General features: G+C 64.0%; 18 protein-coding genes. 2 read left to right on the top strand and 16 right to left on the bottom strand.

All coding sequences use genetic code 11. The features are described 5' to 3' along the window. The first annotated feature begins 12 nt into the window (after positions 1 to 12). Entirely contained in the window at positions 13 to 357 is a 345-nt protein-coding gene (locus tag ACGYK4_RS00600) for a DUF427 domain-containing protein (protein ID WP_394454704.1), read from the top strand. Positions 358 to 364: 7 nt separating this feature from the next. Here ACGYK4_RS00600 and ACGYK4_RS00605 read toward each other — a convergent pair whose 3' ends face one another. The 16 genes from ACGYK4_RS00605 to ACGYK4_RS00680 form a co-directional block, all read right to left on the bottom strand. Next, positions 365 to 2,050, bottom strand: coding sequence for a chloride channel protein (locus ACGYK4_RS00605; RefSeq protein ID WP_394454705.1), 1,686 nt, complete (start codon positions 2,048 to 2,050; stop codon positions 365 to 367). A 62-nt stretch (positions 2,051 to 2,112) separates the two neighbouring features. After that, positions 2,113 to 3,783, bottom strand: coding sequence for a DNA repair protein RecN (gene recN, locus ACGYK4_RS00610; protein ID WP_394454706.1), 1,671 nt, complete (start codon positions 3,781 to 3,783; stop codon positions 2,113 to 2,115). A 32-nt stretch (positions 3,784 to 3,815) separates the two neighbouring features. After that, positions 3,816 to 4,682, bottom strand: coding sequence for an outer membrane protein assembly factor BamD (locus tag ACGYK4_RS00615; RefSeq protein WP_271693389.1), 867 nt, complete (start codon positions 4,680 to 4,682; stop codon positions 3,816 to 3,818). Between the two features lie 241 nt (positions 4,683 to 4,923). Further along, the gene (gene lpxC / locus ACGYK4_RS00620) at positions 4,924 to 5,847 is read right to left on the bottom strand and encodes a UDP-3-O-acyl-N-acetylglucosamine deacetylase (RefSeq protein WP_394454707.1); all 924 of its coding nucleotides are present in this window, start codon (positions 5,845 to 5,847) and stop codon (positions 4,924 to 4,926) included. Positions 5,848 to 6,054: 207 nt separating this feature from the next. Further along, positions 6,055 to 7,665: a cell division protein FtsZ gene (gene ftsZ / locus ACGYK4_RS00625; RefSeq protein ID WP_394454708.1), complete on the bottom strand. Its 1,611-nt coding sequence runs from the start codon at positions 7,663 to 7,665 to the stop codon at positions 6,055 to 6,057. 173 nt (positions 7,666 to 7,838) lie between these two features. Then, the gene (ftsA, locus tag ACGYK4_RS00630) at positions 7,839 to 9,173 is read right to left on the bottom strand and encodes a cell division protein FtsA (RefSeq protein WP_067263257.1); all 1,335 of its coding nucleotides are present in this window, start codon (positions 9,171 to 9,173) and stop codon (positions 7,839 to 7,841) included. Between the two features lie 30 nt (positions 9,174 to 9,203). After that, on the bottom strand, positions 9,204 to 10,085 hold the full coding sequence (locus tag ACGYK4_RS00635; protein ID WP_322327986.1) for a cell division protein FtsQ/DivIB: 882 nt from the start codon (positions 10,083 to 10,085) through the stop codon (positions 9,204 to 9,206). Continuing rightward, on the bottom strand, positions 10,073 to 10,996 hold the full coding sequence (locus ACGYK4_RS00640) for a D-alanine--D-alanine ligase (protein ID WP_394412105.1): 924 nt from the start codon (positions 10,994 to 10,996) through the stop codon (positions 10,073 to 10,075). The genes ACGYK4_RS00635 and ACGYK4_RS00640 overlap by 13 nt, the downstream gene beginning before the upstream one ends. A gap of 85 nt (positions 10,997 to 11,081) precedes the next feature. Then, positions 11,082 to 12,029 carry a UDP-N-acetylmuramate dehydrogenase gene (gene murB, locus ACGYK4_RS00645; protein WP_394454709.1) on the bottom strand — a complete coding sequence of 316 codons (948 nt, stop codon included), beginning with the start codon at positions 12,027 to 12,029 and terminating at the stop codon, positions 11,082 to 11,084. A 39-nt stretch (positions 12,030 to 12,068) separates the two neighbouring features. Further along, positions 12,069 to 12,368: a hypothetical protein gene (locus ACGYK4_RS00650; protein ID WP_394454710.1), complete on the bottom strand. Its 300-nt coding sequence runs from the start codon at positions 12,366 to 12,368 to the stop codon at positions 12,069 to 12,071. Beyond that, positions 12,365 to 12,631, bottom strand: a complete 267-nt coding sequence (locus ACGYK4_RS00655; protein WP_394454711.1) for a DUF2484 family protein — start codon at positions 12,629 to 12,631, stop codon at positions 12,365 to 12,367. The genes ACGYK4_RS00650 and ACGYK4_RS00655 overlap by 4 nt, the downstream gene beginning before the upstream one ends. Further along, positions 12,628 to 12,879 carry a DUF2484 family protein gene (locus tag ACGYK4_RS00660; protein ID WP_271693380.1) on the bottom strand — a complete coding sequence of 84 codons (252 nt, stop codon included), beginning with the start codon at positions 12,877 to 12,879 and terminating at the stop codon, positions 12,628 to 12,630. Before ACGYK4_RS00660 ends, ACGYK4_RS00655 begins: the two co-directional genes overlap by 4 nt. Further along, on the bottom strand, positions 12,876 to 14,294 hold the full coding sequence (gene murC / locus ACGYK4_RS00665; protein ID WP_394454712.1) for a UDP-N-acetylmuramate--L-alanine ligase: 1,419 nt from the start codon (positions 14,292 to 14,294) through the stop codon (positions 12,876 to 12,878). The genes ACGYK4_RS00660 and murC overlap by 4 nt, the downstream gene beginning before the upstream one ends. Beyond that, positions 14,291 to 15,415 (bottom strand): UDP-N-acetylglucosamine--N-acetylmuramyl-(pentapeptide) pyrophosphoryl-undecaprenol N-acetylglucosamine transferase, encoded by a 1,125-nt coding sequence (locus tag ACGYK4_RS00670; protein WP_394433082.1) that lies wholly within the window; start codon positions 15,413 to 15,415, stop codon positions 14,291 to 14,293. The genes murC and ACGYK4_RS00670 overlap by 4 nt, the downstream gene beginning before the upstream one ends. Beyond that, entirely contained in the window at positions 15,415 to 16,581 is a 1,167-nt protein-coding gene (gene ftsW, locus ACGYK4_RS00675) for a putative lipid II flippase FtsW (protein WP_067261784.1), read from the bottom strand. Before ftsW ends, ACGYK4_RS00670 begins: the two co-directional genes overlap by 1 nt. Before the next feature lie 172 nt (positions 16,582 to 16,753). After that, positions 16,754 to 17,281, bottom strand: a complete 528-nt coding sequence (locus tag ACGYK4_RS00680) for a peroxiredoxin-like family protein (RefSeq protein ID WP_394454713.1) — start codon at positions 17,279 to 17,281, stop codon at positions 16,754 to 16,756. Positions 17,282 to 17,392: 111 nt separating this feature from the next. Between ACGYK4_RS00680 and ACGYK4_RS00685 the strand changes: the two genes are divergently transcribed. Next, positions 17,393 to 18,568 carry an NAD(P)/FAD-dependent oxidoreductase gene (locus ACGYK4_RS00685; protein WP_394454714.1) on the top strand — a complete coding sequence of 392 codons (1,176 nt, stop codon included), beginning with the start codon at positions 17,393 to 17,395 and terminating at the stop codon, positions 18,566 to 18,568. Positions 18,569 to 18,572: the final 4 nt, after the last annotated feature.

Here is an 18,572-nt window from a genome sequence, read left to right on the forward strand (position 1 = left end):
GGGGGGTACGGCATGGCCGACCATATCAAGATTACTCCGGCTGAGGGCACATGGGTTGTTCGCGCTGGCGGGGCCGTATTGGGCGAGTCCACGGGCGCGCTGGAACTGCGCGAGGGGGACTATCCGCCGGTGATCTATTTCCCGCGTGGCGACATCGCCATGGCGTTCCTCGATGGCACTGACAAGACCAGCCATTGCCCGCATAAGGGCGATGCGACCTATTTCTCGGTGGTGACCAAGAGCCGGACCTTGCAAGACGCCGTCTGGTCTTATGAAAACCCGAAAGCCGATGTGGCCGAGATCAAGGGCTATCTGGCCTTCACGCCGATGGAAGAAATCGCCATCGAACGGATCTGAGCGCGGCTCAGGAATGCTCCTCTGCCGCCGTAGCGGCGAGGGCGCGGTTATAGGCTTTCAGCGCATCGACATGGAACAGCGCGCCCAGCAATTCGGGCGGCGCATCCGCGCTGAGGGTGACCACCGGGATGAAATTGGAATGGGTCTGATCGAACAGCGGCAAAGCGGCCTCTAGCGTAGCGCTGCCGTCGATATAGGTACCCTTGTCGATCAAATCCCAACAGGCGTCTTCCGAGGCCGCGTCTTCATCATCGGGGCGGCGCATGATGCGGCCCACCATGAACATCGAGAGCAGATAGGCCTGCGGACCTGCGGCCAGATGGATGCCGCGCCGCTCCATCTGGGTGAGGAAGAAGGACCGGTCGACCAGACGGGAGGCCAGTGCGGTCGACATGCTGACGGCGACCATCACCGCCAGACCAGTCTGCCAGTCGCCCGTCATCTCAAATACGATGAGTGTGGTCGAAATCGGCGCGCCCAGCACGGCGGCGGCCACCGCGCCCATCCCCGCCAGAGCATAGAGCGAGGAAGAGCCCGAAATCTCGGGGAAGACACCGGTGGCGATGATCCCGAAGCCAAGCCCGGTCAAAGCGCCCAGCATCAGCGAGGGCGAGAACACCCCGCCGCCCATCCGCCCGCCAAGCGTGATCGCCACGGCGGCGACCTTGAGCACGGCAAAGATGATCGCCTCATGCAGCACCAGTTCGCCGACCAGCGCGCGGGAGGTCGTCTCATAGCCCACGCCGATGATATGGGGAAACCAGAGCGCGATGACCCCAAGGATCGCCCCCGCCACCGCCGGGCGCAGCCAGCGGGCAAGACCGGTGCGCGCTTGCAAGTAGTTGCCGAAATCCTCGGCCCAGAAGATCGCGCGCATCAGCACGACCGACACCAGACCGCAGGTCAGCCCCAAAAGCAGGAAGGCGGGCAGTTCGACGTAGAATTGCACGTCGCCAAGGCCGGGCAGCACGAATTCCGTGAGCCCGCCGAACTCCAGCCGGTTGATCACCGTGCCTGCGGCGGAGGCGATGACGATGGGGGCGAAGGCGTGGACTGCAAAGTGGCGCAGCACCACTTCGAGGGCGAAGAGCGCGCCAGCGATGGGCGCGTTGAAGCTGGCCGAGACCGCCGCCGCCACGGCGCAGCCCAAGAGATCCCGCCCGGTGATCCCATCGGCCTTGATGAAGCGGCTGACCTTGGTCGAGATCACGGCGGCCAGATGCACCACCGGCCCTTCGCGGCCCGAGGAGCCGCCTGTCGACAGGGTGATGAGCGAGGCCAGCGCCGAGGCCACCCCGGCGCGCGTCTCAACCCGACCGTCGTGCATGGCGGCGCCGAGGATCACATCGCCCACGCTGCGCGCGCGCCCGTCGCGGGTGAAACGGTGCAAGATCAACCCCACAAGCAACCCGCCTAAGGTCGGGATCAGCACCACCCAATACCACGGCAGCCCGGCAAGAAAACTGTGCAGGAATTGCACATCGTCGGTGCCGTAAAGCGTGGCCTGCAACCAGTTGATCCCCTTGCGAAAGAACAGGGCGGCAAAGCCCGCGGCGATGCCCACCAGCAGCGCGATGAACCAGAATGTGACCTTCCCCGGCCCCCGGGTGCGCAGCACCGTCCAGCCCTGTTTGCAGCCGCCAAGCGCCTGCTGAAGTTGTTGGGAAAAGAATGCGTTATCTTGCGGAGGCATGGGACTTTAACCAGTTAGGCTCTTCCTGTCTAAGACAAGCTGACCTTAGGTAAAACCGTCATTTATGACGTCGTCGCGCCCTGTTGCCCGTTCAGCAGCACCTCAGCCGCCGCGCGGGCCGCATCGGTGATGGTATCGCCCGCGAGCATCCGTGCAACTTCGTCCACCCGCTCTTCGGGGCCGAGGGGTGTGACGGTCGAGGTGGTCATGCCTTTGGACACCGATTTCGCCACACGCCAGTGATGCGCGCCAAGGGCTGCGACCTGCGGCGAATGGGTGACGACCAAGACCTGCCCCTCGGCGGCCAGCGCCTTCAGGCGGCGGCCCACGGCGTCGGCGGTCGCGCCCCCTACCCCGCGGTCGATCTCGTCAAAGATCAGGGTGAGACCGGATTGGGTCTGGGTCAGGCAAACCTTCAGCGCCAAGAGGAACCGGCTCAACTCCCCGCCCGAGGCGATCTTGCCCAAGGGCCCGGCAGGCGCGCCGGGGTTTGTGGCGACGGTGAAAGAGACCGCATCGCGCCCCTCGGGGCCTGCGGGTTCTTCGGTCAATTGCGTCTGGAACACTGCGCGTTCCATCTTGAGCGGGGCAAGCTCTGCCGCCACGGATTTGTCGAGCTTGGCCGCGGCCTTGCGGCGCTTGTCGGTCAGCGCGGTGGCACGTTCGTCATAAAGCGCCTGCGCGTCGCGGACGGCTTTCTCCAGCCCCTCCTGCGCCGCTTCGCCCGCATCGAGCGCATCGAGCTTGGCACGCAGCGTGTCGGCGAAACCGGCCAGTTCATCGGGCTGCACGTCATGTTTGCGTGCAAGGCCGCGGATCGCAAAGAGCCGCTCTTCGCAGGCTTCCAACTCATAGGGGTCGAACGACATGCCGTCGATCGCATCGGCCACGCCCGACATCGCCTCGTCCAGTTCTACCATGGCCCGGTTGAGCGCGGCGAGCGGGCCCTCCAGCGCGCCTTCGGCCTTGTCGGCCACCCCATCGAGCCAGCGCAGCGCGTCGCCCATGGCGGTCTCTGCGCCGCCTTGACCCATCAATTCGTAAGCGTTGACCACATCGCGGCGGATTTTCTCGGCCCCCTGCATCTGGCGGCGGCGGGTGTCGAGGGTGGCCTCCTCTCCCGCTTCGGGGTCGAGCTTGTCCAACTCGGCCACCGCGTGACGCAGAAATTCTTCCTCGGCGGCGATGGCTTCGCGTTCGGCAGCGGCGGCGGCAGCGGCTCTGCGGGCGGCCCCGAGCGCGCTCCACGCCTCGCGAACCTTGGCAATCGCAGCGGCATTTCCGGCGTAGTCGTCGAGGATGGCACGGTGGCCGCGTGGGTTCAGCAGGCCGCGATCGTCATGTTGGCCGTGCAGTTCCACCAATGTTTCGGACAGGCGGCGCAGCACCTCACCCGAACAGCGGCGGTCGTTGACCCAAGCGGTCTTACGCCCGTCGGAAGTGTTAATCCGCCGCAGGATCAATTCGTCTCCGGCAGGCAATCCCGCCTCTTCCAGCACCGCATGGGCCGGGTGGCCCGGCGGCAGATCGAACCACGCGCTCACCTCACCCTGTTCTGCCCCTTGGCGCACCAGATCGGCACGCCCGCGCCAGCCCAGAACGAAGCCGAGCGAATCCAATAGGATCGACTTGCCCGCGCCCGTCTCACCGGTCAGCACGTTCAGCCCCGGCTGGAAGCCAAGCTCCAGCCGGTCGATGATCAGCATGTCTGAAATATCAAGTCCGCGCAGCATCTAGAACCGTCGGGTGGGCGATCCCACCCCCCTTAAAGCCACTCGCCCTTGATGGTCTGGCGATAGGCTGCACCCAGCCAATTGTCTTTGTAGAAGGCAGGCTCAAGGCCGCGCCCGGTCAGCAGTTTGTAGCTGTCCTCATACCACTCGGAGCCCCGGTAGTTGTGGCCAAGGATGGCCCCCGCCGTCTGCGCCTCATGGTTCAGGCCCAGTGACAGATAGGATTCCACGAGACGGTGCAGCGCTTCGGCGGTGTGGGTCGTGGTCTGGAAATCCTCGACCACGACGCGGAAGCGATTGATCGCGGCGGTATAGTGATCGCGGCGCAGATAGTAGCGGCCGATCTCCATCTCCTTGCCCGCCAGATGGTCGAAGGCGAGGTCGAATTTCAGGATCGCGGAGCGGGCATATTCGCTGTCCGGGTAGCCTTCGATCACGGCGCGCAGGGATTGCAGCGCTTGGAAGGTCAGCCCTTGGTCGCGGCCCACTTCGTCGATCTGATCGTAATAGCTCAGCGCCAAGAGGTACTGCGCATAGGCGGCGTCGTCATCGGCGGGATAGAAATCGATGAAGCGCTGCGCGGCGGAGCGGCTGTTGGGATAGTCCTGATCCTTGTGATAGGCGAAAGCCTGCATGATCAGGGCGCGTTTGGCCCATTCGGAATATGGATAGAGACGCTCGATTTCGGCGAAATAGAATGCCGCTTCGCCGGGGTTGTTGTTGGTCAGCTCATATTCGCCGCGCTCGAAAATCTGCTCAGCCGAATAGGTTTCAAGCGGGATTTCCTGCGGGTTGAAGAAGTTCCCGTCAGAGCGTCCGTCACCACCGCCGCAGGCTGCCAATGTCGCGACCAGAAGCACCGCACTGATCGTCCGCTTGCGCGATCCCGCTACCGTCATGCCCGCACCCCTTGCATCGTCCAACCCATGGTCTTTGACCCTCTTGCGCATGTGACTAGCACAATAAACTGCGTTGCAAAACGCCCATTCCGCCCCCGTCCGCAGGCGGCTGCGCGGTGGCGCATCGCTGGGTCAGGCTTGTCACTTCGGCTTAGTGAATACAAGGCATTGGCAGGGCGTTCAATGGCACTTCGCCGCCTAAGCGCCCTGCGCTTTGCGGTGCTCCTCCCCTGTCCCGTGATCAGGCGACCTGCGGGATTTCGTCCCAGATCAGGCCGGAGCCGGGCAGCCGCGCCGTTTGCGCCGCATCGCAGGCCACCAGACGCACGGCGTCCGGCGTGGCAAAGAGCGCGCGCAGCAGCGTGTTGGTCAGCGAATGGCCCGCGCGTTTGCCGTCGTAATGGCCCAAAAGCGGTGCCCCAGCCAGCGCCAGATCGCCGAGCGCATCGAGCATCTTGTGCCGCACAGGCTCATCCGCGTGGCGCAGGCCGCCGGGGCTGACGACGGCATCGCCGTCAAAAACCACCGCGTTCTCACCCGCTTCGCCACCAAGCGCCAGACCATTGGCCTGCATGGCCTCGACATCCGCCTGACGGCAGAAGGTGCGGCTGTCGCAGAGTTCGCGCGCGAAAGAGCCATTGTTCATCACCAGCGACTTGCGCTGCTGGCCGATGGCGGCATCGGCAAAGTCGATTTCAAAGTCGATGCGCAGCGTATCGGCGGGCGAGATCGTCGCGACCGCGTCGCCATCCTGCACGGTAACGGTTTTCAGCACTTCGAAGGCCATCACGGGGGCTGCAAGCTGGCGCAGACCGCGCTGCATGATGCCGCGCACGAAAGGCACGGAGGAACCATCGAGGATCGGCACTTCGGGGCCGTCGATCTCAATCAAAAGGTTGTGGATGCCGCAGCCCGCCACGGCGGCCATCAGATGCTCGACGGTCGAGATCGACAGGCCGGTGGGGTTTTCCAGCTTGGTGCAGAGCGGCGAGCGGTTCACCGCGTCCCAGCGGGCGGGGATCAGACGGTCACCGACCGCCACATCGCTGCGCGAGAACCAGATGCCGTGATGGGCCGACGCCGGGCGCAGTGTCACCGTCGCAGGCAGACCGGAGTGCAGGCCTGTGCCAGTAAAACTTACCGCTGATTCGATCGTTGTCTGCACCGGGTCATCCTCAAGCTTCGAACATCTTCTTGTGTGTTGAACTCTGGATTAAGGGGCGGGTTCGTTTTGCTCAACTCAATCTTTGCAACGGTCTGAAACATCACTGCAACATTTGAGCGCGGCTGCGCTTACCCGGAGGCAAGGCGTTGTTCTAAAAAGAAAAAGGGCCGCCCTAAAGCAGCCCTTTCGTCATCTATCGTGATCAGTTCAGTTGGCCTGACGGCGCAGGAACGCGGGGATTTCGATGCGTTCTTGATCGGGATCGTTGTTTTCCTGCGGCTGCGGCGCGGCAGCAGAGGCACGGGTTTGCACCGGCGGCTGCTGACGCGCGGGGCGGGCTTGCGCCTCGCCTTCGCCGTGGCCGGTCATCCGGTTGATCAGGGAGTTGATGCCGAAACGGCCCTTATCGCCCTGCTCACCCTGCTGCTGCTGGGCCTGACGGTGCTGCTCGGGCGCGGCCTTCTGAGCGGCGGCGCGCAGACGGGCCAGCGCTTCGGGGGACGGTGTGCCGGGGGTCGGCGCACGCGGTGCGACGAAGGCTTCGGGCTCAGCTTCGATATTCTCTTCCTGACGCGGCTCGAATGCGGCGACCTCAGGTTGGTAGGCCGGTGCGGGCAGACCGTCGTCGTCTTCGACAACGTTCTCGTCCTCGTACTGATCCTGCTCACGCTGTGTCGGCTGGAGGTCTTGGAACAGGGCAGCCTGTTCAACTTCCTGCGGCGCTTCGGCAGTCACGGATGCAGCGACTGGCGCCTGCGCAGCGGACACCTGCGCCACATCGTCGACCGATACGTTCTGACGCAAAGGCTGGCTCATGGAGCGGCGCGGGACCGGGATTTCGGTGTTCACATCGGTGGCGTCGATGCCAGTGGCGACAACGCTGACGCGCATCAGGCCACCAAGGCTTTCGTCCAGCGTGGAGCCGACGATTATGTTCGCCTCGGGGTCCACTTCCTCGCGAATGCGGTTGGCCGCTTCGTCGAGTTCGAACAGGGTAAGGTCCTGACCGCCGGTGATGTTGATGAGCACGCCCTTGGCACCGCGCAGGCTGATTTCGTCCAGCAGCGGGTTGGCGATGGCTTTCTCCGCGGCTTGGATGGCGCGATCTTCGCCCTCGGCCTCGCCTGTTCCCATCATCGCCTTGCCCATCTCGTCCATCACGGCGCGGACATCGGCGAAGTCGAGGTTGATGAGGCCCGGACGGACCATCAGGTCGGTCACGCCCTTCACACCTTGGTACAGCACGTCATCGGCAAGCGAGAAGGCTTCGGTGAAGGTGGTCTTTTCGTTCGCCAGACGGAAAAGGTTCTGGTTCGGAATGATGATCAGCGTGTCGACGACCTTTTGCAGCGTCTCAACGCCGTCTTCGGCCTGACGCATGCGCTTGGCGCCTTCGAATTGGAAGGGCTTGGTCACGACGCCGACGGTCAGCACGCCCAGTTCACGCGCGGCCTGCGCGATGATCGGGGCCGCCCCGGTGCCGGTGCCGCCGCCCATGCCTGCGGTGATAAAGCACATATGCGCGCCAGCAAGGTGGTCGACGATCTGCTCGATGCTCTCTTCGGCAGCGGCAGCGCCGACAGAGGCGCGGGCGCCCGCACCCAAACCTTCGGTCACTTTAATGCCCAGTTGCACGCGGTTCTCGGCCTGCGCCTGTTGCAGCGCCTGTGCGTCGGTGTTGGCCACGACGAAATCAACACCGTCAAGTTGCTTTTCGATCATGTTATTGACCGCGTTGCCGCCTGCCCCGCCAACACCGAAGACGGTGATACGGGGTTTCAGATCATCATGTCCTGGCATTGAAAGGTTGAGTGTCATGTGCTGTCCGCCTGTCCAGTTATCCGCGTTCTGCGGGAGTTTTTCGACCAAATTTACCCGACCCTACCGGGCTAGGGCCGCATCGTCACCTAAAAAACATCGTTTTGACGCTAAATATGGGCAGAAACTTGCCAGTTTCCGCCTTATCTCGGGCTTCTCACCCGATATTGGGGTCACCAGTTGTCTCTAAACCATTTCACCGCGCGTTTGAGCGAGCGGGACGGGTAGCGATCGGCGGGAATGTCGAAATCCCACCATTCGTCCTGCGGATGCGCCGCGAACAGCGCAAGCCCCACGGCAGAGGCGAAGCCCGGCCCCGTCGCGGCCTGCGGCAGCCCATGCACGCGCAGCGGACGTCCCAGACGAACCTGCTGGCCAAGGATCTTGCTGGCCAGCCCGTCAAGGCCCGGTATCTGACTGCCCGCCCCGGTAAGCACAATCTGTTGGCTTGGCAAGTGGTCGAAACCGGCGGCATCCAGCCGAACGCGGACCTCTTCGAGGATCTCTTCGACACGCGGGCGCATGATGCCGATCAACTCCGCCCGGCTGGCGGTGCGACGGTCGTGTTCGTAATCACCGGTCTCGCCGCCGATCTCGATCATGTCGCGGTCGTCCATGCCGGTGGCATGCACCCCGCCGTAGAAGGTCTTGATCCGCTCGGCATTGGCCATCGGCACTTGCAGGCCCATGGAGATGTCGGAAGTGACGTGATCCCCGCCCATCCGCACCGTATCGGCATAGATCATATGTTTCTTGATAAAGATCGACAGGCCCGTGGTGCCACCGCCAAAGTCGATACAGGCGGCACCTAGCTCCTGCTCATCTTCGACCAGCGCCGAGATGCCCGAGGCGTAGGAGGATGAGGCGATCCCGGCCAGTTCCAGATCACAGCGTTTGATGCAATGGGCCAGATGCTGCACCGTATCGGCGTCGACGGTCAACATATGCATGTCCACCGAGAGGCTGTTGCCCAACTGGCCGCGCGGGTCGGCCAGACCGGAGCGGTGATCCAGCGCGAAGTTCACCGGCTGGGCGTGCAGCACCTCGCGGCCCTCGCCATATTCCGGCACGTCGCAGCCCGCCAGCACCCGCGCCACGTCTTGCTCCGAGACCGATTGCCCCTCCAACTCGACCGAGGCGTCGAGCCCATAGCTGCGCGGCTCCCCGCCCGAGAAACAGGCGATGACGTGATCGACGCGGATACCAGCCATTTTCTGTGCGGCCTGAAGCGCAGTGCGGATCGCGCGCTCGGTCTCGCCCATGGCGCAAATCTCACCAAAGCGGACCCCGCGCGAGCGGGTGGTCGCCGCCCCGATGACCCGGAACCCCGACTGCCCGGCCAAGGACCCGATGTCGCCGCTGTCGCTATCAAGCCCCGCTCCGTCAAAGCGCAGCACCAGACAGGCGATCTTGGAGCTGCCCACATCCAAAATGGCAACCACCCCGCGTTGGATCGCCAATTTGCGCATGTGCCGCATCGAACGCTGACTGTCGTATAGGTCCATCATTTCGTTACTGTCCCGATTCCAATGGCCATCTTACTGGCCGGAAAGCTGCCTGATGTGCCACCATTCGCGGGTGGCATCTTCGTTCATTCTAAGGGTTGGTCTTGCCGCCAACCGCATGTCCACACGCGCCACGTCCCGCGTAAGAACCTCTTGTGCGCCTTCCAGCGCGATCACCCGTTCCAGCGCTTGCAGCGCGTTTTCTTCGGGCAACATGATCGTTTGATCGCGGTCCAGCACCACGTCCCAGCGGCGCTGACCAACGCGGACCAAACCGCGCAGCCGGTCGCCCAAGACATTCGCGGCCCCGATCAGCCTGAGCGCCTCCGGCACCGCTTTGTCAGCCCCTGCCCCGGCGATCAGCGGCAGGTCGGCATGATCGCGACGCGCCTCGATCCGTGCCACATGGGCACCGGTATTGTCCACCAAAGCCAGCCCCGTTTCACTGCGCCAGACGGCCACAGGCACGCGCGGCGTTACGTCGATTTGCAGCACGCCGCCGGGGCGGATGCGCACATTGGCCTGTTTTACCCCGTCGATGTCGGTGATCTTCTCGCGGATCTGCGGCAGATCGAGATCGAAGGAGGACAGCGGGAATTCCAGCGGCAGCGCGGTGCGGATTTCGGTCGAGAGCATGTCGCTCGCCCCGTCGATGGCCATGAGTTTGACCATGAACTCGGGCCGCTCTTCGATGCTGGCGCGCACGTCGGCGATGGCCTGCACCACGGTGCCGCGCCGCTCCTCGTCCGCCATATAGATCGTGCCTGCCAGCAGGCTCAGCGTGAAGGGCAGCCCCACGCGCAGGGCAAAGCGGAAACCCGGCGTCAGCATCAGGCGCTGCATGCGCCATGACCACCGCGATGGGGCGGGGTCGGCCTTGACCGTTTCCGGGCGGCGGCGGATCAGCGATCGCATGTAGCGTCCTCCACCATCCAGGCGCATAGCTCAGGGAATGAAATGCCGCAGGCGGCGGCCTGCTCGGGTGAGAGCGAAGTGGCAGTCATGCCGGGCTGGGTGTTGGTCTCCAACAGGATCAGCCCCTCGGGGCCGCGCGCCTCGTCCCAGCGAAAATCGGTGCGGCTGATGCCCTTGCAGCCAAGCGCCGCATGGGCGCGGCGGGCATAATCGAAACACAGATCGGTGATCTCTTGCGGCAGATCGGCGGGCACCACATGGCGCGAGCCGCCGGGCTTGTATTTCGCGTCATAGTCATACCAGCCGGTGGTGATGATATCCGTCACCGCCAACGCCCGGTCGCCCATCACGGTGGTGGTCAGCTCACGCCCCGGCGCGAAAGTCTCGACCATTACCTCGGCGGGCATGTCTTCGGACAGTTGCGGCGGGCCGTTGTTTTCCTCGGCCACGAGGTAGACCCCGACCGAAGAGCCTTCGTTATTGGGCTTCACCACATAGGGCGGCGCCATGACATGGGCGGCCATCACATCGGCCTTGGGCGCGATCACGCTTTCCAACACCGGCAGCCCCGCGTGGCGGAACACATCTTTGGAGCGCTGTTTGTCCATCGCCAGCGCCGAGGCCAGCACGCCGGAATGGGTGTAGGGCAGCTTGAGCCATTCCAGCAGCCCCTGCACACAGCCATCTTCGCCCCAACGGCCATGTAGGCAATTCAGAACGGCATAGGGGTTAAGATCGGCCAGAACGGCTGGAAGATCGCGGTCGGCTTCGACCTCGATCACGTTATATCCGCCATGTTCCCGCAAGGCAGCGGCGCATGCACGCCCACTGGACAGGGACACCTCACGCTCGGCCGAGGGGCCACCCATCAATACCGCCACTGTCGGGGTCTGTCCGCTCGACTTACCCACCAAAGTGCCTCTTCGCCTCGGACCGTTTGCGGCCCCTATCGTTGTTTTCTTTGCTTCTGCCGTGGCTTAGCTGCTGCGCCGCGGCTTAGCTTTGCGGCGCCGGATCGCCCAATTTCTCACCGACGCGCTTAATTTCCCATTCTAGCCTTATACCGCTTGAAGCGTAAACCTTTTTTCGCACCTCTTCGCCCAATGTCTCAAGATCATGGGCCGTGGCGCCGCCGGTGTTGATCAGGAAGTTTGAGTGTTTCGGGCTCATCTGCGCGCCGCCTACGGTGGCCCCGCGCATCCCGGCGTCGTCGATCACTTTCCACGCCTTCAGATCATGCACATCATCCGCCTTCCCGGTCGAAGAGAAGCCCGCCGGATTGCGGAAAGTGGATCCGGCGCTGCGATCTTTCGTGGGCTGGCTCTCATCCCGTTTGGCAAGCTGCTGCTCCATCCGGGCGTGCAGTTCCTCCGGCTCGCCTTTGGGCGGCGCAAAGGTCGCCCCGATCAGCACCGCGCCGGGCGACAGATCGCTCTGCCGGTAGCGGAAGTTGAGGTCATCCGCCGTAAGGGTCACCACCTCGCCCGCGCGGGTCACAGCCTGAGCCGAGACGAAGTGATCCGCCGTGTAGCTGCCGTAACAACCCGCATTCATGCGCAACGCGCCGCCGATGCTGCCGGGAATGGTGCGCAGAAAGGTCAGATCCAGCCCCGCATCCGCCGCCTTGCGTGCCACATGGGCGTCGAGCGCTGCGGCCCCCGCCGTCACCTGATCTCCGTCGACCTCGATCCCGTTGAAACCCCGGCCCAGCCGGATCACCACCGCCCGAAGCCCGCCATCGCGCACGATGAGGTTGCTGCCCACCCCAATGGGGAAAACCGTGACCCCTTGCGGCAAACGCCGCATGAAAAGGCACAGGTCCTCCACATCGGCGGGTTGGAACAGGTAATCCGCAGGGCCGCCGACGCGGAGCCATGTCAGGTCGCTCAGGGCGCGATTTGGGGTCAGCCTGCCGCGCAGGTCGGGAATGTTCAGCTTAATCATGGCGCCGGACTTAGCGCATTTATAAGGCGGGGCAAACCATCAAGAAGACGGCGGATCGACGCGGCTCTCGCGCCAGCGTTTGGCCACCCGCCCCGCAAGCCAGCCCAGCCCGAAACCGCCCACCGCATAGAATAAGACGGAAAGCTGCGCCAAAAGCGCATGCGGCTCGAACACCCGCGCATCCAGCCCGAAAACCATCCATGTGGCATTGAGCGCAAAGCCTGTCGCCAGCACAAAAAAGAACCACAGTAGGCGGGCGCGAAAACCGGTCCAGATACAGGCGATCATCCAGACCGCAAAGACCGAGAGCAGCGCCACGAGGGTCGGCGTCAGGGTCATTCTGCCGGGCCTTTGACCCGCCCCGCCCCGCGGCGCAGCCAGCGCGCGAAGTAGACGACGGGCCAACGCAGCACCGAACAGCCCCCCGCCAGCACCAGTAAGCCCACCCACGGGCCGTGCTGCGCAGTGACGAAACCGACGATGGGAATGCCCACGGCGATCAGCAGATAAGCGCTGCGCCAATGGGAATCCTTGCTGGGCGTCATGGCAAGGATGTTCGCGATCACGAACCAGAAGCAGGCGAGGATGAGAGAGAGGCTCATTTCGGCAGCTCCGGCTTTTGGCCCCGCAGCCGCGCCAAGAGATAGCGCAACGGGTTGCGGAACATCGACAGGAACGCCAGCAGCGCCAAAAGCGCATAGGCCCAAGACTGGGTCACACCGATGGCGATGATCAGCAAGGGCGCGGCAATCAGCAGAACCACCCCCGGCAGGTATTGAGAGCGCAGCGGCAGCATGGCCACGGTCACGGCGGCGAAGACCCAGAGGATCGACAGCCAGACGAGGGTCACGCAGCCGCCCCCTTGGCCGCGCGCAGCGCCTCGGGCAGGTCATTGGCCCAGCCACTGATCGTGCCCGCCCCAAGGCAGACCACCATATCGCCCGGGCGCGCCTCGCGCAGGACCAGTTGGGTCAGCGCCTCGGCATCCTCGACCGCATAGGCGTGGCGATGGCCGTGCTGGATTAGCCCCGCGACCAGCCCGTCCCGGTCGGCGCCGGGAATGGGCTCTTCGCCCGCGGCATAGACATCGGCAATGCCCACCACATCGGCATCGTTGAAACAGGCGCAGAACTCGTCAAAGTGATGCGACAGTCGAGAGTAACGGTGCGGCTGGTGCACGGCGATCACGCGGCCCGCGCTGGCCTGCCGCGCAGCTTTCAGCACGGCGGCGATCTCGACCGGGTGGTGGCCGTAGTCGTCGATGATGGTCACGCCGTCCACCTCGCCCACGCGGGTAAAGCGGCGGTTCACCCCGCCAAAGCTGCCCAAAGCGTCGCGGATTTGCTCAAGCTTCATCCCAAGGTGCCGCGCCACGGTCACCGCCGCCAGCGCGTTCGAGACGTTGTGATCGCCGGGCATCGGCAGGGCGCAATTTTCGATCACCTTGTCTTCGGACTGAAGATGCACGTCGAAATGCGCCACGCCGTCTTTGTAATGCAGCCCCACGGCGCGGACATCGGCCTGCGCGTTGAACCCATAGGTCATCACGCGGCGGTCGGTGAGCTTGCCCACAAGCGACTGCACCTCCGGGTGATCGGTGCAACAGACCGCCAGCCCGTAGAAGGGGATGTTCGAGACGAAGTTCAAAAACCCCTGCCGCAGCGTGTCGAAGTCGCCCCAATGCTCCATATGCTCGGGGTCGATATTGGTGACGACGGCGATGGTGGCGGGCAAACGGTTGAAACTGCCGTCGCTCTCATCCGCCTCGACCACCATCCAGTCGCCCTGCCCCATGCGCGCGTTGGAGCCATAGGCATGGATGATTCCGCCGTTGACGACCGTGGGGTCGATACCGCCTGCGACCAGCAGTTCTGCGACCAGCGTGGTGGTCGTCGTCTTGCCATGGGTCCCCGCCACCGCGATGTTGGACTTGAGCCGCATCAGCTCGGCCAGCATCTCGGCCCGGCGGACGACGGGCAAGCCACGGCGACGAGCCTCGTCCAACTCGGCATTGCCCGGCTTGATCGCCGAAGAGATCACGACCACCGCCGCGCCTTCGATATTCTCAGCCGCCTGCCCCTCGAAGATGCGCCCGCCCAATTCGGCCAGCCGCACGGTGATTTTGGTGGTTTTGAGGTCCGACCCCTGCACCTTGTAGCCGTGGTTCAAAAGCACTTCGGCGATGCCGGACATGCCGATGCCGCCGATGCCGACGAAATGGATCGGGCCGACATCGGTCGGCAGTTTTGTGGCGGCGGCGTTCATTGCGGGTGTTCCTCTTCTGCGGGGGTGAGCGTGCCTTGGGCGGCAAGCTGCTCAACCATATCGGCCAATGTCTCGGCCGCGTCGGGTTTGCCGACCGAAAGCGCGGCGCGCGCCATCTGCATTGCCCCTTCGGGCATCTCAAGCACAGCGAGGATCTGGTCGGTCATGATATCTGGATTGGCTTTGCGTTCGGGCACCATGATCGCGGCCCCGGCTTCGACCAAGCCGCGGGCATTGGCGCTTTGGTGATCCCCCGCCGCGGCGGCAAAGGGGATCAGGATCGACGGACGCCCGATGACCGACAGGTCGGCCACGCTGGAGGCACCGGAGCGGCTGATCACCAGCTGCGCCTCGGACATGCGGCGGGGCACATCGTCAAAGAAGGGGCGCACATCGGCGCTGATGCCGGATTCGGCGTAGTAGTCCGCCACCCGCTGGCCGTCTTCGTCGCGGGCCTGATGGCTGACACGGATATTGCGGATCATGTTCATCGGCAGGGCCGCAAGCGCCGGGGGCACCACGTCCGAGAGGATGCGTGCGCCTTGGCTGCCGCCCATCACCAAGACCTCCATCGGGTAGTCACCCGGCGGGATATAGGCGGCACCGGCGCGGTCCAACACGGCGGCGCGGACCGGATTGCCCACATGCCAGCCCTGCACGCCCTCGGGTAGCTTGGTGGGCCAGATGCCGCAGGCCACGGCGTGAACCCGTTTGGCAAAAATCTCATTCACGCGGCCCAAAATGCCATTCTGCTCGTGGATCATCCGGGGCATGCGCAGCGCCCAAGCAGCACCGAGCGCCGGGATCGACGGATAGCCCCCAAAGCCCACCACGACCGATGGCCGGTCGCGCAGCATGTTGAGGCCCGAGCGGACCACACCGGCGGCGATGCGGAAGGGCACCAGCGCCTTGGCCACCACCCCGCCGCGGGCAAATGTGGCGCTGCTGATCTGGGTGATCTCGACCGCTTCGGGAAAGCCGCCGGTATAGCGCGCGCCGCGCGCATCGGTGCTGAGCTTCACCCGCCAGCCGCGCTTCAACATCACCTCGGCCAAGGCCTGCGCAGGAAACATATGCCCACCGGTCCCCCCGGCGGCGATGATCAACAGTGGGGCAGCCATCAGCGGCGGCCCCGGCCCAGAATATCGCTGATCTCACCCTGCGGGCGGGTTCGGGTAAAGGCCAACAGCATGCCCACGGCGATGCCGCTGGCGATCACCGAAGAGCCGCCGTAGCTCACGAAAGGCAGGGTCATGCCCTTGGCGGGCAAAAGCCGCACTGCCACACCCATGTTGATCATTGCCTGTACTCCGAATGTGCAGGCCAGCCCGGTTCCGGCCAGCCGGATGAAGGGGTCACGCTCGCGCACCAGACGCAGCAGCGACCGGACGACCACGACAGTATATAGGGCGATAATGCAGACGACCATGATCAGGCCATATTCCTCGGCGGCGACGGCGATGATGAAGTCGGTGTGCGCGTCAGGCAGCGACCATTTCACCTCGCCCTCGCCGACGCCTACGCCGAAAAGCCCGCCCTCGCGGATGGCGTTGGTGGCATAGCCAAGCTGGGTGGTCGGATCGACATCGACGCTAAGAAAGCCATCAATCCGCCGCGCGAAGTGTTCGGAATTGGAATAGGCGAATGTGCCCGCCAGAACCACCAGCCCCGCCATGCCGACCAGCAGCACCATCGGCGCGCCTGCGACGAAATACATCACGCCCCAGCCGAACAGCACAAGGCAGGCCTGCCCGAAGTCGGGCTGCATCGCCAGCATCAGCACGATGGAGATACACAGCGCGAAGGACCAAGATTTGCCCGGAGGGCCATTAATCTCGGTCGCAGCAGCCATCATCCATGCGGCGGCGACCATGAAACCGGGTTTCAGAAATTCGGAAGGTTGGAACGAGGCGAAGCCCAGCGAATACCAGCGCGTCGCACCCTTGCCGAAATCGGTGCCGAAGAAAGGCAACAGCGCCAGCGCCACGAAGGCGACCACAAAGCCCAGCACCGCCAGACGCCGCACCAGCACCGGGGACATCATCGAGGTCAGCAACATCGCGATCAGCGCCAATCCGCCGAAGAACGCCTGTCGCTGCACATAGTGGAAAGCATCAAAGCCGTTTTTCGCGGCCAAGGGCGGGGATGCGGCCAGCCCCAAAAGCATGCCGACGGCAAAGAGGATCAACACGCAGGACAAAGCCCAACGGTCGACCGTGCGCCACCATTTTGGAAGGATCGGTTCACCATCCCGCACCGGGACCGCGCCATAGACCATCTCTGTCATGGGTATCTGCCTTAACTGCCTCAACGGCCCCTTTGCGGGGTCTCATCCGGGCAGAATAGCCCGAATTGTCATATGAAGCTAGTGCATTTCACCCCGCTAAGGCGGGCGGGGTCAGCGGGGCTTTGCCAAGCCCCGCTGACGGGCGATCAGGTCGCCCCTTCAACGCGCGCGATCAGGCGGCCTTATGGGTGCCGCGCACCGGGTAGCCCTTGTCGCGGACGAATTTGAGGCCGTTCAGCAGACCTTCCAACTCAGGCCGCGCGAAGGGCGCGTTGGAAATGTCGATGATCTGCACCTTGCCCTTATCGTTGATAACGAAGGTCGCAGGTTCGGCGAAGGGCCGATCGGTCTCCTGCGGGCTGCGCGGGTCAGAAATGTAGAGCCCCAGTTCCGCCATCTGGTCGAGGCTGAGGTCATAGCCGATGGGCAGGGTCAGGCTGTCTTCCTCGGCCATGGCCTTGGCCTTCTCTTCGGGGTCGCCGGAAACGGCGATCACATCGACGCCTATCTCATGGAACTGGCTTTGCAGCTTTTCCAATTGCGCGAGATACTTTTTGCAAATCGGGCAGTGCAGGCCGCGGTAAACCACCACCAACTGCCAATCGCGCCCCTCTTGTGGCTGGCCCAAGGTCAGCGTGCCGCCGCCGAGCTTGCTCACGTCCATCTTCGGAAAATCCTGTTCTGCGGTCAGTTTGGTCATTCTCTGCTCCTTTCGTCAGTTGCGTTGCACCCCAGCTATGGCGCCTTGGCAAAGCGGCAACCGGTCTCACGTCTTCTTGACCGGGGCGGCACATTGAGGCAGAGCGCGCCCATGCAAGTCGATACAGCCATTATCGGAGCCGGTGCCGCGGGTATGATGTGCGCCGCCCATGCGGGCGGGCGGGTGCTGGTGGTGGACCATGCCAAAGCCCCGGGCGAGAAAATCCGCATCTCTGGCGGCGGGCGCTGCAATTTCACCAATATGTATTGCGAGCCGCAGGCGTTTCTGAGCCAGAACCCGCATTTCGCCAAATCCGCTTTGGCCCGCTACACACAGTGGGATTTCATCGAACTGGTCGACCGTCACGGCATCGCGTGGCATGAGAAAACCCTCGGCCAGCTTTTCTGCGACACCAGCGCGAAAGAGATCATCGCCATGCTGCGCGGGTTGATGCAGCAGGCCGGGGTCGATCTGCAACTGAAGAGCAGTGCCAGCAATTTCGCGAAGGTCGATGGGCAGTTCAGCTTCGACCTGCAAACACCTGATAAGTTAGTGAAAGTCACGGCTCGCAACCTCGTGATCGCCACCGGGGGCAAGTCGATCCCCAAGATGGGCGCGACCGGGGTCGCCTATGACATCGCGCGCCAGTTTGGGCTGAGCGTCACCGATACGCGGGCCGGGCTGGTGCCCTTTACCTTTGCCGAAGGCCGCTTCGCGCCGCTGGCCGGTGTGGCCACCCCGGCGCGTATCACCGCCGGAGAGGCCGCGTTTGACGAGGCACTGCTCTTCACCCATCGCGGCCTCTCTGGCCCCGCCGTCTTGCAGGCGTCCTCCTACTGGCGCGAAGGCGAGCCGATCACCGTGAACCTTGCCCCCGAAGGCACCCTCTTGGACGCGCTCCGCGACCAGCGGCAACGCGCGGGGCGGCGGAACTTCACCACCGTGCTCGCCCAACATCTGCCTGCGCGGCTGGTGGAGCATCTGGGGCAGACTTTCGACCTGTCGGGCAATCTGGCAGATTGGTCCGACGCGCGGCTTTCCGCATTCATTCAAGGCATCGAGAACTGGCAGCTTCACCCCGGTGGCACCGAAGGCTATCGCACAGCAGAGGTCACACTGGGCGGGGTCGATACCGACGGGCTATCCTCCAAGACCATGGCGGCGAAAGAGGTGCCGGGGCTCTATTTCATCGGCGAGGCCGTGGATGTGACCGGTTGGCTCGGCGGGTATAACTTTCAGTGGGCGTGGTCTTCGGGCATGGCGGCGGCACGGGCGATTGCGGGCTAGGCAC

Source organism: Sulfitobacter sp. 1A13368, assembly GCF_043557275.1.
Taxonomy (GTDB): Bacteria; Pseudomonadota; Alphaproteobacteria; order Rhodobacterales; family Rhodobacteraceae; genus Sulfitobacter; species Sulfitobacter faviae.

Excerpts from the sequence above, each read along its gene's own strand:
- ftsW (WP_067261784.1), bottom strand. The coding sequence starts at position 16,581 with ATGACAGAGATGGTCTATGGCGCGGTCCCGGTGCGGGATGGTGAACCG.
- murB (WP_394454709.1), bottom strand. The coding sequence starts at position 12,029 with ATGATTAAGCTGAACATTCCCGACCTGCGCGGCAGGCTGACCCCAAAT.
- ACGYK4_RS00615 (WP_271693389.1), bottom strand. The coding sequence starts at position 4,682 with ATGACGGTAGCGGGATCGCGCAAGCGGACGATCAGTGCGGTGCTTCTG.
- ACGYK4_RS00655 (WP_394454711.1), bottom strand. The coding sequence starts at position 12,631 with ATGAGCCTCTCTCTCATCCTCGCCTGCTTCTGGTTCGTGATCGCGAAC.
- recN (WP_394454706.1), bottom strand. The coding sequence starts at position 3,783 with ATGCTGCGCGGACTTGATATTTCAGACATGCTGATCATCGACCGGCTG.
- murC (WP_394454712.1), bottom strand. The coding sequence starts at position 14,294 with ATGAACGCCGCCGCCACAAAACTGCCGACCGATGTCGGCCCGATCCAT.
- ACGYK4_RS00605 (WP_394454705.1), bottom strand. The coding sequence starts at position 2,050 with ATGCCTCCGCAAGATAACGCATTCTTTTCCCAACAACTTCAGCAGGCG.
- ACGYK4_RS00685 (WP_394454714.1), top strand. The coding sequence starts at position 17,393 with ATGCAAGTCGATACAGCCATTATCGGAGCCGGTGCCGCGGGTATGATG.
- ACGYK4_RS00600 (WP_394454704.1), top strand. The coding sequence starts at position 13 with ATGGCCGACCATATCAAGATTACTCCGGCTGAGGGCACATGGGTTGTT.
- ftsZ (WP_394454708.1), bottom strand. The coding sequence starts at position 7,665 with ATGACACTCAACCTTTCAATGCCAGGACATGATGATCTGAAACCCCGT.
- ACGYK4_RS00650 (WP_394454710.1), bottom strand. The coding sequence starts at position 12,368 with ATGACCCTGACGCCGACCCTCGTGGCGCTGCTCTCGGTCTTTGCGGTC.
- ACGYK4_RS00670 (WP_394433082.1), bottom strand. The coding sequence starts at position 15,415 with ATGGCTGCCCCACTGTTGATCATCGCCGCCGGGGGGACCGGTGGGCAT.
- ACGYK4_RS00635 (WP_322327986.1), bottom strand. The coding sequence starts at position 10,085 with ATGCGATCGCTGATCCGCCGCCGCCCGGAAACGGTCAAGGCCGACCCC.
- ftsA (WP_067263257.1), bottom strand. The coding sequence starts at position 9,173 with ATGATGGACCTATACGACAGTCAGCGTTCGATGCGGCACATGCGCAAA.
- ACGYK4_RS00680 (WP_394454713.1), bottom strand. The coding sequence starts at position 17,281 with ATGACCAAACTGACCGCAGAACAGGATTTTCCGAAGATGGACGTGAGC.